Origin of the sequence: Sagittula sp. SSi028, assembly GCF_048553715.1 — a bacterium.
Taxonomy (GTDB): domain Bacteria; phylum Pseudomonadota; class Alphaproteobacteria; order Rhodobacterales; family Rhodobacteraceae; genus Sagittula.
In genome coordinates, this window is record NZ_JBLZNC010000005.1 from 89,505 (window position 1) to 106,239 (window position 16,735).

The 16,735-nt window shown below is 62.0% G+C and carries 15 protein-coding genes; 3 read left to right on the forward strand and 12 right to left on the reverse strand.

All coding sequences use genetic code 11. The features are described 5' to 3' along the window. Positions 1-212: 212 nt before the first annotated feature. Complete coding sequence (locus tag ACN5AZ_RS11080) at positions 213-827, forward strand: response regulator transcription factor (protein ID WP_419428948.1); 615 nt, start codon at positions 213-215, stop codon at positions 825-827. Between the two features lie 7 nt (positions 828-834). Here the strand turns inward: ACN5AZ_RS11080 and ACN5AZ_RS11085 are convergent, their stop codons facing one another. From ACN5AZ_RS11085 to ACN5AZ_RS11130, 10 genes are all read right to left on the reverse strand, one after another. Then, complete coding sequence (locus tag ACN5AZ_RS11085) at positions 835-2,049, reverse strand: EAL domain-containing protein (RefSeq protein ID WP_419428949.1); 1,215 nt, start codon at positions 2,047-2,049, stop codon at positions 835-837. Positions 2,050-2,269: 220 nt separating this feature from the next. Beyond that, positions 2,270-3,031 (reverse strand): TIGR02186 family protein, encoded by a 762-nt coding sequence (locus ACN5AZ_RS11090; RefSeq protein WP_419428950.1) that lies wholly within the window; start codon positions 3,029-3,031, stop codon positions 2,270-2,272. After that, complete coding sequence (locus tag ACN5AZ_RS11095) at positions 3,031-3,945, reverse strand: sulfite exporter TauE/SafE family protein (protein ID WP_419428951.1); 915 nt, start codon at positions 3,943-3,945, stop codon at positions 3,031-3,033. Before ACN5AZ_RS11095 ends, ACN5AZ_RS11090 begins: the two co-directional genes overlap by 1 nt. A gap of 142 nt (positions 3,946-4,087) precedes the next feature. Continuing rightward, positions 4,088-5,053 (reverse strand): ABC transporter permease, encoded by a 966-nt coding sequence (locus ACN5AZ_RS11100; protein ID WP_419428952.1) that lies wholly within the window; start codon positions 5,051-5,053, stop codon positions 4,088-4,090. Then, on the reverse strand, positions 5,053-6,150 hold the full coding sequence (locus ACN5AZ_RS11105) for an ABC transporter permease (RefSeq protein WP_419428953.1): 1,098 nt from the start codon (positions 6,148-6,150) through the stop codon (positions 5,053-5,055). The genes ACN5AZ_RS11100 and ACN5AZ_RS11105 overlap by 1 nt, the downstream gene beginning before the upstream one ends. 83 nt (positions 6,151-6,233) lie before the next feature. Next, positions 6,234-7,835: an ABC transporter ATP-binding protein gene (locus ACN5AZ_RS11110; protein ID WP_419428954.1), complete on the reverse strand. Its 1,602-nt coding sequence runs from the start codon at positions 7,833-7,835 to the stop codon at positions 6,234-6,236. A 107-nt stretch (positions 7,836-7,942) separates the two neighbouring features. Next, positions 7,943-8,947, reverse strand: a complete 1,005-nt coding sequence (locus ACN5AZ_RS11115; protein ID WP_419428955.1) for a BMP family lipoprotein — start codon at positions 8,945-8,947, stop codon at positions 7,943-7,945. Positions 8,948-9,063: 116 nt separating this feature from the next. Continuing rightward, positions 9,064-9,477, reverse strand: a complete 414-nt coding sequence (locus ACN5AZ_RS11120) for a GNAT family N-acetyltransferase (RefSeq protein WP_419428956.1) — start codon at positions 9,475-9,477, stop codon at positions 9,064-9,066. Beyond that, entirely contained in the window at positions 9,467-10,108 is a 642-nt protein-coding gene (gene tsaB / locus ACN5AZ_RS11125) for a tRNA (adenosine(37)-N6)-threonylcarbamoyltransferase complex dimerization subunit type 1 TsaB (RefSeq protein ID WP_419428957.1), read from the reverse strand. The genes ACN5AZ_RS11120 and tsaB overlap by 11 nt, the downstream gene beginning before the upstream one ends. A gap of 84 nt (positions 10,109-10,192) precedes the next feature. Beyond that, positions 10,193-10,756 (reverse strand): NifU family protein, encoded by a 564-nt coding sequence (locus ACN5AZ_RS11130; protein WP_419429155.1) that lies wholly within the window; start codon positions 10,754-10,756, stop codon positions 10,193-10,195. A 135-nt stretch (positions 10,757-10,891) separates the two neighbouring features. Between ACN5AZ_RS11130 and gdhA the strand changes: the two genes are divergently transcribed. Then, on the forward strand, positions 10,892-12,238 hold the full coding sequence (gene gdhA, locus ACN5AZ_RS11135; RefSeq protein WP_419428958.1) for an NADP-specific glutamate dehydrogenase: 1,347 nt from the start codon (positions 10,892-10,894) through the stop codon (positions 12,236-12,238). Positions 12,239-12,254: 16 nt separating this feature from the next. Here the strand turns inward: gdhA and ACN5AZ_RS11140 are convergent, their stop codons facing one another. Continuing rightward, positions 12,255-12,710, reverse strand: a complete 456-nt coding sequence (locus tag ACN5AZ_RS11140) for a universal stress protein (RefSeq protein ID WP_419428959.1) — start codon at positions 12,708-12,710, stop codon at positions 12,255-12,257. 167 nt (positions 12,711-12,877) lie between these two features. Continuing rightward, complete coding sequence (locus ACN5AZ_RS11145; RefSeq protein ID WP_419428960.1) at positions 12,878-13,741, reverse strand: branched-chain amino acid aminotransferase; 864 nt, start codon at positions 13,739-13,741, stop codon at positions 12,878-12,880. Positions 13,742-13,954: 213 nt separating this feature from the next. On the opposite strand from ACN5AZ_RS11145, the gene fdhF reads away from it, so the two are divergent. Further along, a complete protein-coding gene (gene fdhF, locus ACN5AZ_RS11150) occupies positions 13,955-16,735 on the forward strand; it encodes a formate dehydrogenase subunit alpha (protein ID WP_419428961.1) in 2,781 nt (926 codons plus the stop codon).

Consider the following 16,735-nt stretch of genomic DNA (forward strand, 5'->3'; position numbering starts at 1 on the left):
CGGATCAGCGTCCCAAATGACTGCGACAGGCAGTCCGTTGTGACAGTTCGATGTCCCAAGGCTGGAAATTTTCATACTTAATTGGCAAGGCGTACCCGAAGGGGTAGAATTTCCCGGATCACTTCCCCATGATAATGTCCAAGAAACACTTTACCTTGGACGCCAGAACCAGAATGATCTGGTCAGTCAATTTTGAAAGGCCTTATCCCGCGATGCGTGTATTGATTGCCGATGACCACGACCTTTTGCGAGACACTCTGATCGCCTTTCTGGGCGCAGAGGCGGGGATCGTTCTGGGCAGTGCGTCCAGCTTTGACGAGGCTGTCGAGCGGATCGAAAAGGACGAGCCTTACAGCCTTGTGTTGCTCGACTATAAGATGCCGGGGATGAACGGTCTGGAGGGGCTGAAAACCGCGCTGGAGCTGCGTGGCGGCCAGCGGGTTGCGCTGATTTCGGGCACCGCCACGCGGGAAATCGCGGAACAGGCGCTGGCGCTGGGGGCTGCGGGGTTTGTTCCGAAAACCCTGCCTGCGAAATCCTTGGTCAATGCCGTGCGCTTTATGGCCATGGGCGAGCAATATGCGCCGATCGATTTCATGACCGCGCCCGAGGAGGCGGACCAACACCCGCTGGCGCAAAAACTGACCCAGCGCGAGCTGCAGGTTCTGGGCGGTCTGACAGCGGGCAAATCGAACAAGGAAATCGCGCGCGATCTGGACCTGACAGAGCCCACGATCAAGCTGCATATGAAGACCCTGTATCGCAAACTGGGTGTGAACAATCGCACGCAGGCTGCCATCATCGCCCATGAGGCCGAGCTGTTCTAAGCGCGGCCTATCCGGCTTTGTCCAGAACCGATTGCCAGGGTTGCGGCGCGGCAAGGACAAAGCCCTGGCCTCGGCAAATTCCGATCTGCGACAGGCGGTCCATCTCTTCGAGCGTCTCGATCCCCTCGGCAATGATCTGACCACCATGGGCGCTGGCGTATTGCTGCAGACCTGACACCAGCGTTGCCTGTTCGTGGTTCATATCAATCCCCGAGACCAAAGACCGGTCGAGCTTGATGAAATCTGGCCGCAGTTGCAGCACATGGCGAAAGCTGGAATAGCCCGCGCCCACGTCATCAATGGCGATCCGGAAACCGAGACCGCGCAGGCGTTTGAGCACAGGTGCGAAACTGCGATAGTTCGTGACGGCCTGATGCTCCGTGATCTCCAGGACAATCCGGTCGCGGCAGGTGGCGTCAAAGATCTCGGTCAGGTCCAGCGCCGTGACCGACGCAACCGACATATTGACCGCCAGAAAGGTGTCCCCGCGTAGCTGTTTGGCGATCTTGGCGGCATTGCGCAGGATCGCCGCATCAAGCCTGACGGCGAGGTCATTTTCCGCCGCAGCACTGAAGACCTGTTCGGTGCTCGCAGGCGCGTCGGGAAACCGGGTCAGCATTTCGTAGCCGATAATATCATGGGCTGACAGGCAGTAGACCGGCTGCAGCATCGCATCGAAACGCGCGTCCTGCAGCGCGTCAGACAGCACATTGATCAGATCGGGATCCCTGTTCGGGCCTTGATTGGCGTCGATGTCTTTGGCGATCAAGTCGGCCAAAAGCGCCACGACCGCCTGATCCCGTGCGTCCAGATCGGGCCGTGGGATCTGGCTAAAGGCGCAGAGCATGCCATAGATGTCACCGCTGGCCAGCACGATCGGCGCCGCAATATGGCCGCGGATCGAGAAACATTCTGTGGCGGGCAGGGCGCTGAGTGCAGGCACCAGCCGTGCATCAACGATCAGCGTATCGGCCCGCCCCGAAGCGATCTGATAGCAATAGCTTTCATCCAGCGGATCGGTGATATTCTCGGGGATCGGTTCGTCAAACAGCTGTCTGCGTTCGACCAACGACACGACGCGACGACTGGAGCCTTCGAAAGCAGACACAAAAGCGACGTCCAGATCAAAGATGTTGCAAAGTCCACGAAGGATATCGTTACGCTGGCCGTTGGCAGCGCGGAGCTTTGGAGGCTGGGCATTGACCGTGTCGGCGATGCGCATAGCGCGGACCCTTCTGTGAGATCACTGCATACAGGTCTCATAGTCAGAGCCGTATCAGTGAAGTTCAACCGATATTCGAGGTGTAGGCGCTTTGGGCTGCGCCACACCCGATCTCAGGAAGCATTCAAAGGCTGCTACGCATCTTCAACTTATGCGGTTACATTGTTGTGTCAACTAAAGGGTTAACTTTTATTTCACTCTTTCGGCTCTGACCAACCAATCATGATGCGCGAATGATCCGGAAGGCCGCCGATGCGCCCCAGCCTGCGAACACGGCGATGGCAATAGACATCAACCCGTAAATCAGGGGATTTTCCTGAGCCAAGGTGAACAGCCAGCGTTCCAGTCCGACCTTGCGCACGTCGATCTCGGTCTCGAATTGCGACACCACGCGGCCATTTCGGGTCAGAAAAATCCGCGCGGGGTAGGCGCCTTCGGTCAGGTTCGCAGGCATGGAGACGCGGGTGTCAAACAGGGTTTGTTCGCGCAGCGTCACCGCGCCTTCAAGCAATTGGTAAGCGCCCTGATCCTTGCGGATGCGGATCACGGCCTCGGAAAAGGACTGGCTGTCCTGCACATCCATGGGCGCGCCGACAGAGCGGATGGCCCGAGGTATTGAGATCCCGTGGCGCAGATCCTCGGTGTGGCTGATAACCTCTGACCAAGGGGCAGAGGTGGCCACGGCATAGAACGTCGGCGCGGCATCCACCTCTACCGAGGCCGTGTTGACCCAGATCCCGGCCACGCGTTCCTTGCGCCGTACGGTCACAGGGCGACGCGGACCTGCCACGGTGACGATCACCTGAAGCGGGTCTTCGGGCAGGGTGGTCTCACGTTTGACCGCCCCGAAAATCAGGATATCCGATCCGTCAAAGTCGGTGGCTATGCGCACGCTGTCCTGTGACAGACCGAGCACCACGTCTTCGGCGGCGGCAATGGCCGCGCAGGCCCACAGCGTCAGGCTGAGAAGCAGGGCCCGCATCACACGCCCCCGGGTTTGGACAGGGAATATAGCTCGGACGGCTGGATCAGCAGTTCCAGCGCGATCTTGCCGCAAACAAGCAGCACCATGGTGGCCAGAAGGATGCGCAGCTGTTCGGCCTTCAGTCGTGTGCCGATCTCTGTGCCGAATTGCGCCCCGATCACCCCGCCGAGGATCAGCAAAACAGCCAGCACCACGTCGACCGTATAGTTAGTGGTTGCATGCAGCAGTGTCGTGAACCCGGCGACAAAGATGATCTGGAACAGCGAGGTGCCGACCACAACCTTGGTTGGCATGCCGAGCAGGTAAATCATCGCGGGCACCATGATAAACCCGCCGCCGACCCCCATGATCGCCGCCAGAACGCCGACGGACAGGCCCACGAGGACCGGAGGAATAACGGAGATATACAGCCCCGAGGTGCGAAAGCGAATTTTCAGCGGAAGCGCGTGGATCCAGAGGTGTTTCTTGCGCTTTGGCGGGGCGCCGCGGCGGGCCTTGCGCAGGGCGTTGAGGCTTTCGACGAACATAAGCCCGCCGATTATGCCAAGAAAGACCACGTAACACAGGCGCACAAGCAGATCGACCTGTCCCAGTGCCTTGAGCATATTGAACAGCCAGACCCCGATGGCGGCCCCGATCAGCCCGCCCACCAGCAGCACGCAGCCCATCCGGAGATCCACCGTCTTGCGCCGCAGATGGGCCAACAGCCCCGAGAAGGACGCGGCCACGATCTGGTTGGCCCCCGTGGCCACCGCCACGGCGGGGGGAATACCGATGAAAAACAGCAACGGGGTCAGTAGGAAGCCGCCTCCGACGCCGAACATACCGGACAACAGACCGACCAGCCCGCCAAGGCCCAGAAGGACAAAAGCGTTCACGGCAACTTCGGAGATGGGAAGGTAGATCTGCATGTTTATTGGTAGCCGCAGCCTGCCGGCCTTTGCAAGCGCAGCGGGGGCGGGAAGGGGTGTTTGCGCGCAAAAAGAAGGGGGAGGCGCTGCCTCCCCCAAACCCCCTCCGAGGTATTTCTCCAAGGAAAAACGACAGGCTGGGTCAGCGCTCCTTGACGTAGGGTTCGCCGCCCGCGCGGGGCGGGATGGCCTTGCCGATGAAGCCCGCGAGGATCACGACTGTCAGGATGTATGGCAGGGCGTCCATGACCTGAACCGGGACCGTGAACGGTCCGATATCGAAGTTCTGGAAACGGATGGCCAGCGCCTGCAGGAAGCCGAACAACAGGCAGGCGCCGAGCGCGTACCAAGGGCGCCATTTTGCAAAGATCAGGGCGGCCAGCGCGATGTAGCCACGCCCTGCGGTCATTTCCTTGCCAAAGAAGGGTTGCAGGCCTGTGGCCATGTAAGCCCCTGCAATGCCGCAAAGCACGCCGCAGATGGCCACGGCGGTAAAGCGCAGGCGGGTGACGGAGATGCCGGCTGTGTCGACCGCCTCGGGTGCCTCGCCAACCGCGCGCAGGCGCAGGCCGAAACGGGTGCGGAACAGCACCCACCATGTCAGGGGCACTGCGAGGAAGGCCACATAGACCAACAGCGCGTGACCGGAGATGACATCAGCGTAGATCGGGCCGACGAAGGGGACATCGCGCAAGGCTTCGGCGAAGGGCAGGTTAATTTCCGACAGGCGCGCGTCGCCGGTCAGGGTCGGTGTTTTGCCCCCCTGCCGGTACCAGCTTTGGGCCATAAGGACCGTGATGCCGGAGGCCAGAAAGTTCAGCGCGACGCCGGAGATCAGCTGGTTGCCGCGAAAGGTGATCGAGGCGAGGCCGTGGATTGCAGACAGCACCATGGAGGCTGCGATCCCTGCAAGCAGGCCTAGCCAGACATTGCCTGTGTTGAAGGCGATGGCCGCCGAGAAAAACGCGGAGATCAGCATCTTGCCTTCGAGGCCGATGTCAAAAATCCCCGAGCGTTCCGAGAACAGCCCCGCCAGACAGGCCAACAGCAGGGGCGTGGACATGCGGACGGTGGATTCCAGCAGTTGGACGAGAGTTGCAAAATCCATCACTGGGCTCCTTTCGGGCGGAAGGCGAGAAAGGCACGCTCCAGCGGCCAGCGCACAAGGTTGTCCAATGCGCCGGTGAACAGGATCACAAGGGCCTGGATCACGGTAACAAGTTCACGCGGGATGTTGGCCCAGAAGGCCAGCTCGGCCCCGCCTTGGTAGAGGAAGCCGAACAGAAGGGCGGCAAGGAAAACGCCGACGGGGTGCGATCGGCCCATCAGTGCCACGGCAATCCCGATGAAGCCCGCCCCTTCGGAGGCGTTCAGGACCAGACGCTCGGCCTCGCCCATGGTGGCGTTGACCGCCATCATGCCTGCCAGACCGCCGGAGATCAGCATCGACACCACGGTGATCTTGACCGGAGAGATGCCTGCGTATTTCGCCCCCGTTTCCGAATGGCCAAAGGCGCGGATTTCATAGCCCAGACGGGTGCGCCAGATCAGAAGCCAGACCCCGATACAGGCCAGAACGGCCACAAAGAAGGTGATGTTTGCGGGCGAGCCGCGGAACAGCACGGTGTCAGCGGTGGAGAACATATCCTGGAACGTGGGCAGGTGTGTGGGCGCCGGAAAGCTGGCCGTGGCCGGTTCCATGCTGCCGGTCGGTTTGAGCAGGTTCACCAGAACGTAGTTGATGACGGCTGCGGCGATGAAGTTGAACATGATTGTGGTGATCACGATATGGCTGCCGCGCCTCGCCTGCAGGATCGCGGGGACATAGGCCCAAAGCGCGCCGAAGGCCGCAGCAGAGATCATCGCGCCGATCAGGGCCAGTGACCAATGGGGCCACGGAATGAACAGGCAGGCCAGCGCCACGCCCAGACCGCCGATCTGCGCCTGACCTTCGCCGCCGATGTTGAACATCCGTGCGTGAAAGGCCACCGCGACCGCAAGGCCGGTGAAGATGAAATTGGTCGCGTAGTAAAGCGTGTAGCCCCAGCCGGTCGACTTCATCAGGGCGCCTTCGACCATCAGTTGGAAGGCCTCGAAAGGGTTCATGCCAAGCGCGGCAATCACCAAAGCCGACAACACGGCAGCGATAAGAATGGAGATAAGGGGGACGAGCACCGCGTCCGCCCATGCGGGCATCTTATCCATGGAACGCAATCCTTTGGATCATGGCGACTCTCCCCGCAGCGGGGGATTGGGGCCGTATTTCAACAATTTTCGTGCAACGCCGGTCAGTCATGCTGGGCGGCCTCGCGCTGTGCTTGGGCGTGCAGTTGTTCGTCAACTGCCGCGATTGGGGATTTGCCGCCGGTGTCGGTGACCCCTGCCATCAGCAGGCCCAGTTCGGTTTGATTGGTCTCGGACGGCAGACGTTCACCCATGATTTGTCCGTCGAACATGACCGCGATGCGATCGGACAGCGACAGGATCTCGTCGAGTTCCACAGACACCAGCAAGATGGCCTTGCCCGCATCGCGCAGACGTACGATTTCCTGATGGATAAACTCGATGGCCCCGATGTCGACGCCGCGTGTGGGCTGGCCGATCAGCAGGATGTCCGGATCGCTTTCGATTTCACGGGCGAGCACGATCTTTTGCTGGTTGCCGCCGGAGAAGTTCTTGGCCGCGAGGTTGGGGTTCGGCGGACGCACATCATAGCGGTCCATCTTGGCCTGTGCTTCTTCGCGGATGGCGGCGTTGTCCATGAAAGGACCGGACTGGATGTCTGGGGCCTTGTGATAGCCGAAGACCGTGTTTTCCCACGCGGTGTAGTCGAGGATCAGACCTTCGTGGTGCCGGTCCTCAGGCACGTGGGCAATGCCCCGAGCGCGGCGCGATTGCCCGTCGGACAGCTTGCCGGTCAGGTCGATCTCCTCGCCGTTGACGCGGATCGTGCCGGTGGCATCGGTCATGCCCCCCAGCACATGCAGCAATTCCGACTGGCCATTGCCGGAAACACCCGCAATACCAAGGATCTCGCCCGCGCGCACGTTCAGGGAAATCCCCTTGAGCCGTTCAACGCCGTGGCTGTCCACATGGCGCAGGTTTTCGATTTCCAGAACAGGTGCCTTGGGCTGGGCGGGTTCCTTGTCGACGCGCAATAGAACCTTGCGGCCCACCATCAGCTCGGCCAGCTCTTCGGGCGAGGTTTCAGAGGTCTTGACCGTGGCGGTCATCTGGCCGCGCCGCATGACGCTGACCGTGTCGGTGATGTCCATGATTTCGCGCAGTTTATGCGTGATCAGGATGATGGTTTTGCCTTCGCGGCGCAGACCTTCGAGAATGCGGAACAGGTGGTCGGCTTCGGCAGGGGTCAGAACGCCGGTCGGCTCGTCGAGGATCAGAATATCCGCCTCGCGGTACAGCGCCTTGAGGATTTCGACCCGCTGCTGGTGACCGACGCTGAGGTTTTCAATCAGCGCTTCGGGATCGACCTGCAGTTCGTATTCTTCGGCAAGGTGTTTGAGCGTGCCGCGCGCCTTGTTCAGGCTGGGCGTCAGCAGGCCACCGTCTTCGGCGCCAAGGATCACGTTTTCCAGAACCGAGAAGTTCTGCACCAGTTTGAAGTGCTGGAAGACCATACCGATACCGGCGGCGATGGCGGCCTGGCTGTCGGTAATATCTTTCTTTTCGCCGTTAACCCAGATTTCACCCGAATCGGCTTTGTAGAAACCATAGAGAATCGACATCAGCGTGGATTTTCCCGCGCCGTTCTCGCCGATGATTCCGTGGATCGTGCCGGGCATCACGCGGATCGAGATATCCTTGTTGGCCTGTACAGGGCCGAAGGCTTTGGAAATGCCTTTCAGTTCGATGGCGGGGGCGTCTGTCATGAAGCGGCTCTCGCGGAGGAGTTCAAAGGGATGCGCCCGCCACGGGGGCAGGCGCATCGTGTCATATCACACGAATTTGGTGTCGTGCAGTCTGTCGCGACGTCGAATTAGAAATCCAGCGCGGGGCAGCTGTCGTTTGCGTAGTAGGACACCACCTCGATCTCGCCAGCGATGATCTTCTGCTTGGCTTCTTCAACCGCAGCGGTCATTTCTTCGGTCACGAGGTCTGCGTTGTTCTCGTCCATCGCGTAGCCCACGCCCTCTTCGGCAAGGCCGAGGGTCATGAACTTGCCGGTTTCCAGATCCGCGCCGCCGATCATCGATTCGTAAACCGCGTTATCGACACGCTTGAGCATGGAGGTCAGGACCGAACCCGGGTGCAGGTAGTTCTGGTTGCTGTCGACACCGATGGATTTGATGCCTTCGTCAGCGGCGGTCTGCAGAACGCCCAGACCGGTCCCACCGGCAGCGGCATACACCACGTCAGAGCCTTGGCCGATCTGCGCCTTGGCCAGTTCCGACCCTTTCACCGGGTCGTTCCATGCGGCGGGTGTGGTGCCGGTCATGTTGGCGATGACGTTGATGTCGGGGTTCACCGCCTTGGCACCTTGCGCGTAGCCGCAGGCAAAGTGACGGATCAGCGGGATGTCCATGCCACCGACAAAGGACACGGTGCCGGTTTCAGACGCCATCGCAGCCATCATGCCCACCAGGTACGACCCCTGATGTTCCTGGAAGTTGATCAGCAGCACGTTTTCGGGGATCTCGGGCAGGAAGCCGTCGACGTTCACGAATTTGGTGTCGGGGTAGTCGCCTGCGACGTTCTTGATCGGCTCGGCAAAGGAGAAGCCGGTGGTGATGACCGGGTTGAACCCTGCTTCGGCAAAGCGGCGCAGCGCCTGTTCACGCTGGGCTTCGGACTGCATTTCGATGTCGCGATAGGTGCCACCGGTTTCAGCCACCCAACGCTCTGCGCCGTTGTAGGCCGCTTCGTTGAACGATTTGTCGAACTTGCCGCCCAGATCGTAGATCAGCGCGGGGTCCGCCAGTGCGGCACCGGCGGTCAGGGCCAGCGCAGCGGCCGTGCCAAGCGTTTTTTGCATGAATGTCATGGATTCAGCTCCCAGGTGGTTCGAGGCGCTTCGGCCCCTTGGTTTTTTTGATAGAGGTATCAAGACGCAGCGCCGAATAAGGGTCAAGGCGCTTTTTGCCAAGACGTCGCGTGTCGTCACCCCAGCGTGCGGGTCATCACAAGCGCATCAACAGCAGGGCCTTCGGCCTGCGGGTAGTATCCTTTGCGCGTTCCCGCATGGGCAAAGCCCTTTGTTTCATAAAAGGCTATGGCCGGAATGTTGCTCCGGGCGACTTCGAGGAAAACCTGTGCAGCGCCTCTTTTTTGCGCAGTACCAAGAAATTGCGCCAGCGCGGCAGAGGCTTGGCCACAGCGTTGGTGGTCGGGATCTGACGCAACGGCAAGGATTTCTGCCTCATCTGCAATCACCAGCCCAAGGACAAAAGCATGATCTGTGGCGGCCAAGAGCGCATGTGGCCGCGCCAGAGTCTCCGCATAGGCGCGGGCCGTCCACGGGGTCATGTGGCGGTAGGCGCGTGCGCTGATCTCGGCCAGTTGTTCAGGCGTCATCGAGGATCGTCGGCGGCGCATCGCGCGACGGGGCCGCGTCGGCAGGTTTGAGATACAGCGGCGCGGGGCGGCTGGTTGTATCGTCACGCGCGGCGGCCACGCGGGCGATGGCCTCGGCCAGCGGGAATGTGGCTGTCTGGCTCTGCCCGTCGCAGCGGCTGGCGCAGTCCTCGGCACGGGCCCCGACAAAGACTGTGCCACCGGGGCAAAGATCACCGATTTGGTCCATCGGGATCAGGGAAGGGGCGTCCGTGGCTGCACCACCGTCAAAGCGCTGCATATACAGCTGGTCGCGGGGCGCCTGCACCAGGGTGGTGACAGGGCAGGACGCGCCAAATGCCAATGCCTCAAGGCTCGACACGCCAACGGCTGGTATATCCAGCCCGAGCGCCAGCCCCCGCGCGGCGGACACTGAGATACGAATGCCGGTGAAATTTCCCGGACCCACGCCCACGCCCAGACGGGTGATATCGGCCCATTGGGCACCGACCTCGGCCAGCAATTCTTCGAGCAGGGGCATCAGCCGTTCGGCCTGTCCGCGAGCCATGGCTTCGCAGCGGAGGCTCACGCGGTTGCGGTCCAGCAGGGCGGCGGCGACGTGGCCACCAGATGTATCAAAGGCGAGGATCATGGCCGCCTTATGCCGCGAGATCCGCGCAGGCGCAAAGCAAAAGGCCGCCCCGAAGAGCGGCCTTTGAACCACGGTAACCGGTGATCAGACCGCGACGGGGCGGACTTCGGTCACTTCGGGGATGTAATGGCGCAGCAGGTTTTCGATGCCCATTTTCAACGTCAGGGTCGAAGACGGGCAGCCCGCGCAGGCGCCTTGCATGTGCAGGTAGACAACGCCGCGATCAAACCCGTGAAAGGTGATGTCGCCGCCGTCCTGAGCCACGGCAGGACGTACGCGGCTGTCGAGCAGTTCCTTGATCTGTCCGACGATCTCGCCGTCTTCGCCAGAGTGTTCCGCATGGCCGCCGGCCTGTGCCGCGCCGTCCGACATGACGGGGGCGCCGGACTGGAAATGCTCCATGATTGCGCCCAGAATGGCGGGCTTCATGTGGTCCCAATCGGTGCCGTCGGCCTTTGTCACGGTGACAAAGTCGTTACCAAAGAACACGCCGGTCACGCCTTCCGCAGCGAACAAGCGCTGCGCAAGGGGGGAGGCGGCGGCGGCCTCTACTGTTGGGAAATCGGCGGTGCCCATCTCCAGAACTGTCTGGCCGGGCAGGAATTTCAGCGTCGCCGGGTTAGGAGTCGATTCGGTCTGGATGAACATATCGGGCACTTTCATTGATCTGCGTGCAATATGCGGATGCGCTGTTCAAACGTCAAGGTTTGGAACCGTTCTAAAGTGAGGGCGGGAACCCGCCTGTGCCTGTCGGGTTGGAAAGCTGCACAACAGGAGATGCCCATGACCGACCGACGCGCCGCCCTGACCGAAACCTTTATGCAGGCCCTGCGGGACCGCACGCCGCAGGAGGACGAATTCCACCAAGCGGTCGAGGAGGTCGTCTATGACACGATCACCGTTGAAAAGAACGACCCCGCTTTTGCGCGTGCCCGCGTGCTGGATCGTCTGAGCGAACCGGACCGGGTGGTGGCGTTTCGCGTGGTCTGGGAGGACGACACAGGTGCCATCCAGATCAACCGCGCATGGCGGGTGCAAACCTCCAATGCCATCGGCCCCTACAAGGGCGGGTTGCGGTTTCACCCTACGGTGAACCCGTCGGTGCTGAAATTTCTGGGCTTCGAGCAGGTCTTCAAGAACGCGCTGACAGGGCTGCCTTTGGGCGGCGGCAAGGGCGGGTCGGACTTTGATCCCAAAGGGCGCTCGGATGCGGAGATCATGCGCTTTTGCCACGCCCTGATGGCGGAGTTGTGCAAATACATCGGGCCGGACCATGATGTTCCCGCAGGCGACATCAATGTCGGCACGCGCGAGATCGGCTATCTCTTTGGTGCGTACAAACAGCACCGCGGCCAGTTTCACGGGGCGCTGACCGGCAAGGGGCCGAGCTTTGGCGGCTCTGCCATGCGGGTCGAGGCGACGGGCTATGGTCTGGTCTATTTCGCGGGCCATATGCTGGCGCAGCAAAACCGCGAGAAGGACGGGCTGCGCGTGGCCGTGTCGGGGGCGGGCAATGTGGCCACACATGCCGCCGAAGAGGCGCTGGCCCAAGGCGCCAAGGTGGTCAGCCTGTCCGACAGCGGTGGCGCGCTGGTGGCCGAGGAGGGTATGTCACAGGATCACATCAACTGGGTGCGACAGGCCAAGGCAAGCGGGCAGGGGCTGGATGATGCGCCCGATGGTCTGCGCTACAATGCCGGTGCCCAGCCATGGGGCGCGGTGGAGGCAGAGCTGTTGCTGCCCTGTGCGACACAGAACGAACTGGATCGCGACGCGTTGCAGGATGCTATCGACGCCGGTGCCAAGATGATCGCCGAGGGCGCAAACATGCCGCTGACCGGCGGGGCGGTCAAACTGGCCCAGCAAAAGGGGCTGGTCCATGCGCCGGGTAAGGCATCCAACGCCGGTGGTGTGGCGATCTCGGGCCTTGAGATGAGCCAGAACGCCCACGGTCAATACCTGTCAGCCGAGACCGTGCGCAGCCGGCTCAAAGACATCATGGGCAACATCCACCAGACGGTTCTGGCCGAAGCAGATCCGCGCAACGGCGTGCCGGATTACCGGCAGGGGGCCAATATCGCAGGCTACCGGAAGGTGGCGCAGGCCATCAGCGCCTTTGGTGCGATCTGAGCGTGGTAGGGCGACCTTAGGTGATCGCCTCTAGCCGTTCCTTGGACATGTCGCCGGGCACGATGGTGACCGGCACCGGCAGGCTGCCTGCGCTGCGGGTCAGCTGTGTCACCAAGGGGCCTGGCCCCTTTTTGTCCACGGCCGCCCCCAGCACCAGAATGCCGATGTCGGGGTCCGTGGTGACCTGTGCCAGAATCTCCTGCACCGGATCGCCTTCGCGAATGACAAGCTCGGGGTCCACGCCCTGTTTGTCCCGCATCCATTTGGCGAAGACCTCGAAATGGGCGTGGATGCGTTCGCGTGCCTCTTCGCGCATGATGTCGCCCACGCCGATCCAGTGGTTGAATTCCTCGGGCTCGATCACCGACAGGATCGCCACGCCGCCACCGGATTTCGCGGCGCGCATCGCGGCAAAGCGCATGGCGTTCAGACATTCACGGCTGTCATCCAGCACCACTAGGAATTTACGCATTCGGGTCCTCCTACGCGCGAACACTGGCAGAGCACTGCCGCCCTGTCTAGCGCCGCTTGTCGCCGCGCCGCCCGCGCATCTCGCGCCGGTAGTTCACCCAGACGACGGCGAACACACCGGCGCAAAAGGCTCCAAGCACGACGATGACGATCCCCGTGGCCCCCATTTCAGCGCTCTGACAGGGCCCAGTCCCAATACAGATCACGCGCACGCCGGGTCACGGGGCCAACCTGATAGGTCACATCCTCAAAGCCCGTAACGGGGGTGATCTTGTTCATATTGCCGGTCAGGAAGACTTCGTCGGCCTGTTCAAAATCGGCGTAGGTCAGCACCGTTTCATGGCAGGTCACCCCGTCCGCGCGCAGGTTCGCCAGATGGCGGGCGCGGGTGATGCCGGACAGGAACGTGCCGTTGGGAATGGGGGTGAACACCTCGCCGTCCTTGACCATGAACACATTGGCGGTGGCGCTTTCCGCGACATTGCCCATGGCATCGGTGACCAGCGCATTGCCGAACCCGCGGTTGCGGACCTCGGCCAGCATGCGCGCGTTGTTGGGGTACAGGCTGCCCGCCTTGGCATTGACGACGGCGCTGTCCAGCGTCGGGCGACGAAAGCGGGTTTTGCCAAGGGTGACGCTTGCGGTCTCGGGCGCCATGGGGATTTCTTCCAGCGAGATGGCAAAGCCTGTCTCATCCGCCTGCGGAACAATGGCAGTGGCATCACCCAGAATGCCCCAATACATGGGCCGGATGTAGACCGCACTGTCGGCCCCGTACGCCGACAGCCCCTCGCGCACCATATCCACCATATCGTCGGTGCTGACCGTCGGCGTCAGCATCAGCGCCTTGGCCGAGGCATTGACCCGCGCACAATGGGCGCGCAGATCCGGTGTCACGCCCTTGGCCAGCCGCGCGCCATCAAAAACCGTGCTGCCCAGCCATGCGCCGTGATCGGCGGCACGCATCACCATGGCATCGCCATCATGCCACTGGCCGTTGAAATAGGTGCGGATGTTGGTGCCGGTCGCCATCGGGGGCCTCACTGTCTGATTGTTCGGCGCGAAGGTATGGGGCGTTCCGCCAAAGGTCCAGCGCCCGCGCGCCATTGTTTGGTTGCGCCGTCAATGGTGGCTGCGACGCGGATCGGAAACACGCAACGGCGCAAAAATGCACCTGAATGTCGGCATTGGTGTACGCAAATCGTGTTGCGCGTGGTTTAGTCTCTCTACGTCAAGGAGGCCCGCATGTCAGACATCATCCGTTTCACGCTCGACGGCCAGGAGGTCGAAGCCCGGGCCGGTATGACCATCTGGGAGGTCGCCCATGGCCGTGGTCTGAAGATCCCGCATCTGTGCCACAAGCCCGCCGAAGGCTACCGGCCCGATGGCAACTGCCGCGCCTGCATGGTCGAGATCGAGGGCGAGCGGACCTTGGCCGCCTCCTGCATTCGCGAACCTGTCGACGGCATGGTGGTGAACACGGCCTCGGCCCGCGCCACAAGCGCGCGCAACATGGTGATGGAGCTTTTGCTGGCCGATCAGCCGGAACAGCCCGCAGCGCATGACCGGTCGTCGCACCTGTGGGACATGGCCGACCAGCAGGGGCTGCACAGCTCGCGCTTTCCCACGCTCGAGGTGGAGCGTATCCCGCTGCTTGATGACAGCCATGTGGCGATGTCTGTGAATCTCGATGCCTGTATTCAATGCGGCTTGTGCGTGCGGGCCTGCCGCGAGGTGCAAGTCAACGACGTGATCGGCATGGCCGGACGCGGGCATGACGCCTATCCGGTTTTCGATTTTGACGATGACATGGGCGCGTCGACCTGTGTGGCCTGCGGCGAATGTGTGCAGGCCTGCCCGACAGGGGCGCTGATGCCCTCGTCCATCTTGGACGCACAGCAACAAGGCGACCGCGCGGATTTCGACACAGAGACCAAATCCGTCTGCCCCTTTTGCGGGGTCGGCTGTCAGGTGTCGATCAAATCCAAAGGCGGTAAGGTCCAATACGTCGAAGGCATCAACGGTCCCGCCAACGAGGGGCGCCTGTGCGTCAAGGGCCGCTTTGGCATGGATTACATCCACCACCCCCATCGGCTGACCGTGCCGCTGATCCGCCGCGATGACGCGCCGGAAAAGGGGCTGAACGTGGACCCCGCGAACCCTTGGACCCATTTCCGCGAGGCCACATGGGACGAGGCGCTGGACCGTGCCGCAAGCGGTCTGGCCGGTTTGCGCGACCAGCGTGGCGGCGCCTGTGTCGCGGGGTTCGGTTCTGCGAAATGTACGAATGAAGAGGCCTATCTGTTCCAGAAGCTGATCCGGCAGGGCTTTGGCCACAACAACGTCGATCACTGCACACGATTGTGCCATGCGTCCTCCGTGGCAGCGCTGATGGAAAACGTAGGCTCCGGTGCGGTCACCGCGACCTTTAACGAGATCGAGAACGCCGATCTGGCCATCGTGATCGGGTCCAACCCGACCGAAAACCACCCCGTCGCCGCGACCTATTTCAAGCAGTTTGCCAAGCGTGGCGGCGAGCTGATCATCATGGACCCGCGTGGCACGGCCATGCAGCGCCATGCGAAACATATGTTGCAGTTCCGCCCCGGCACCGATGTGGCGCTGCTCAATGCGATCATGCATGTCATCGTCGAAGAGGTTCTGTACGACCGTCAGTATATCGACGGCTTTACCGAAGGGTTCGACGCCTTCTGCGATCATATCCGCGCCTTCCCGCCAGAGCAGATGGCTGCCCTGTGCGGGATCGATGCGGACACCATCCGTGCGGTCGCGCGCAGCTTTGCCGCCGCGCCAAAGGCGATGATTTTCTGGGGCATGGGGGTGTCGCAGCACATTCACGGCACGGACAATGCCCGTTGCCTGATTTCGCTGGCTATGTTGTGCGGTCACGTGGGGCGTCCGGGCACCGGGCTGCATCCGTTGCGCGGGCAAAACAACGTCCAAGGCGCGTCGGACGCAGGGCTGATCCCGCAGGTGATGCCGGATTACCAGTCGGTCGAAAACCCTCAGGTGCGCGATCTGTTCAAAGAGATCTGGCAGGGCACCGAAATCCAGCCGACGCCGGGCCTGACCGTGGTTGAGATCATCGACAAGGCCTATGCCGGCGAGATCCTTGGCATGTATGTGCTGGGCGAAAACCCCGCCATGTCCGATCCCGATGTGGAACATGCACGACAGGCGCTGGCCCGTCTGGATCATCTGGTGGTTCAGGATATCTTTTTGACCGAGACCGCGAATTACGCCGATGTCATCCTGCCCGCCGCTGCCATGCCCGAGAAATCCGGCACGGTGACCAACACCAACCGGCAGGTGCAGATGATGCGCAAGGCCGTGCCCGCCCCGGGGCAAGCGCGTGAGGACTGGCAGATCACCGTCGATCTGGCGCAGCGTCTGGGGCTGGACTGGGGCTACACCGGTCCCGATCAGGTCTTTGCCGAAATGAAGCGGTCGATGACCAGCCTTGATCATATCACATGGGACCGCTTGGCCCGCGAAAGTGCGGTGACCTACCCCACGACGGGGCCTCAGGACCCCGGCCAGCCGGTGGTCTTTGGGGACGGCTTCCCGCGTGAGGCAGGGCGGGCGCGGTTCACTCCGGCGCAGGTCACAGCCCCCGCCGAAAGCCCCGATGCGCAGTATCCGATGATCCTGACCACGGGACGGCAGCTGGAACACTGGCACACGGGGTCCATGACACGGCGCGCCACGGTTCTGGACGCGGTGGAGCCGGAGGCGAATTGTTCGCTGCATCCCTCGACCTTGCGCAAGCTGGGGGTTGCCCCCGGTGGGATGGTGCGGCTGGTGACCCGTCGCGGCACGGTTGAGGTGATGGCCCGCGCCGACCGTGCGGTGGCTCCCGATATGGTGTTCCTGCCCTTTGCCTATGTCGAAGCGGCGGCAAACATTTTGACCAACCCGGCGCTGGATCCCTATGGCAAGATCCCGGAGTTCAAATATTCCGCCGTGCGGGTGGAAAACCCCAAAGCATCCGTCGCCGCCGAGTGA

Coding starts and splice junctions, on each gene's coding strand:
- ACN5AZ_RS11080 (WP_419428948.1), top strand. CDS start 213: ATGCGTGTATTGATTGCCGATGACCACGACCTTTTGCGAGACACTCTG.
- ACN5AZ_RS11085 (WP_419428949.1), bottom strand. CDS start 2,049: ATGCGCATCGCCGACACGGTCAATGCCCAGCCTCCAAAGCTCCGCGCT.
- ACN5AZ_RS11090 (WP_419428950.1), bottom strand. CDS start 3,031: ATGCGGGCCCTGCTTCTCAGCCTGACGCTGTGGGCCTGCGCGGCCATT.
- ACN5AZ_RS11095 (WP_419428951.1), bottom strand. CDS start 3,945: ATGCAGATCTACCTTCCCATCTCCGAAGTTGCCGTGAACGCTTTTGTC.
- ACN5AZ_RS11100 (WP_419428952.1), bottom strand. CDS start 5,053: ATGGATTTTGCAACTCTCGTCCAACTGCTGGAATCCACCGTCCGCATG.
- ACN5AZ_RS11105 (WP_419428953.1), bottom strand. CDS start 6,150: ATGGATAAGATGCCCGCATGGGCGGACGCGGTGCTCGTCCCCCTTATC.
- ACN5AZ_RS11110 (WP_419428954.1), bottom strand. CDS start 7,835: ATGACAGACGCCCCCGCCATCGAACTGAAAGGCATTTCCAAAGCCTTC.
- ACN5AZ_RS11115 (WP_419428955.1), bottom strand. CDS start 8,947: ATGACATTCATGCAAAAAACGCTTGGCACGGCCGCTGCGCTGGCCCTG.
- ACN5AZ_RS11120 (WP_419428956.1), bottom strand. CDS start 9,477: ATGACGCCTGAACAACTGGCCGAGATCAGCGCACGCGCCTACCGCCAC.
- tsaB (WP_419428957.1), bottom strand. CDS start 10,108: ATGATCCTCGCCTTTGATACATCTGGTGGCCACGTCGCCGCCGCCCTG.
- ACN5AZ_RS11130 (WP_419429155.1), bottom strand. CDS start 10,756: ATGTTCATCCAGACCGAATCGACTCCTAACCCGGCGACGCTGAAATTC.
- gdhA (WP_419428958.1), top strand. CDS start 10,892: ATGACCGACCGACGCGCCGCCCTGACCGAAACCTTTATGCAGGCCCTG.
- ACN5AZ_RS11140 (WP_419428959.1), bottom strand. CDS start 12,710: ATGCGTAAATTCCTAGTGGTGCTGGATGACAGCCGTGAATGTCTGAAC.
- ACN5AZ_RS11145 (WP_419428960.1), bottom strand. CDS start 13,741: ATGGCGACCGGCACCAACATCCGCACCTATTTCAACGGCCAGTGGCAT.
- fdhF (WP_419428961.1), top strand. CDS start 13,955: ATGTCAGACATCATCCGTTTCACGCTCGACGGCCAGGAGGTCGAAGCC.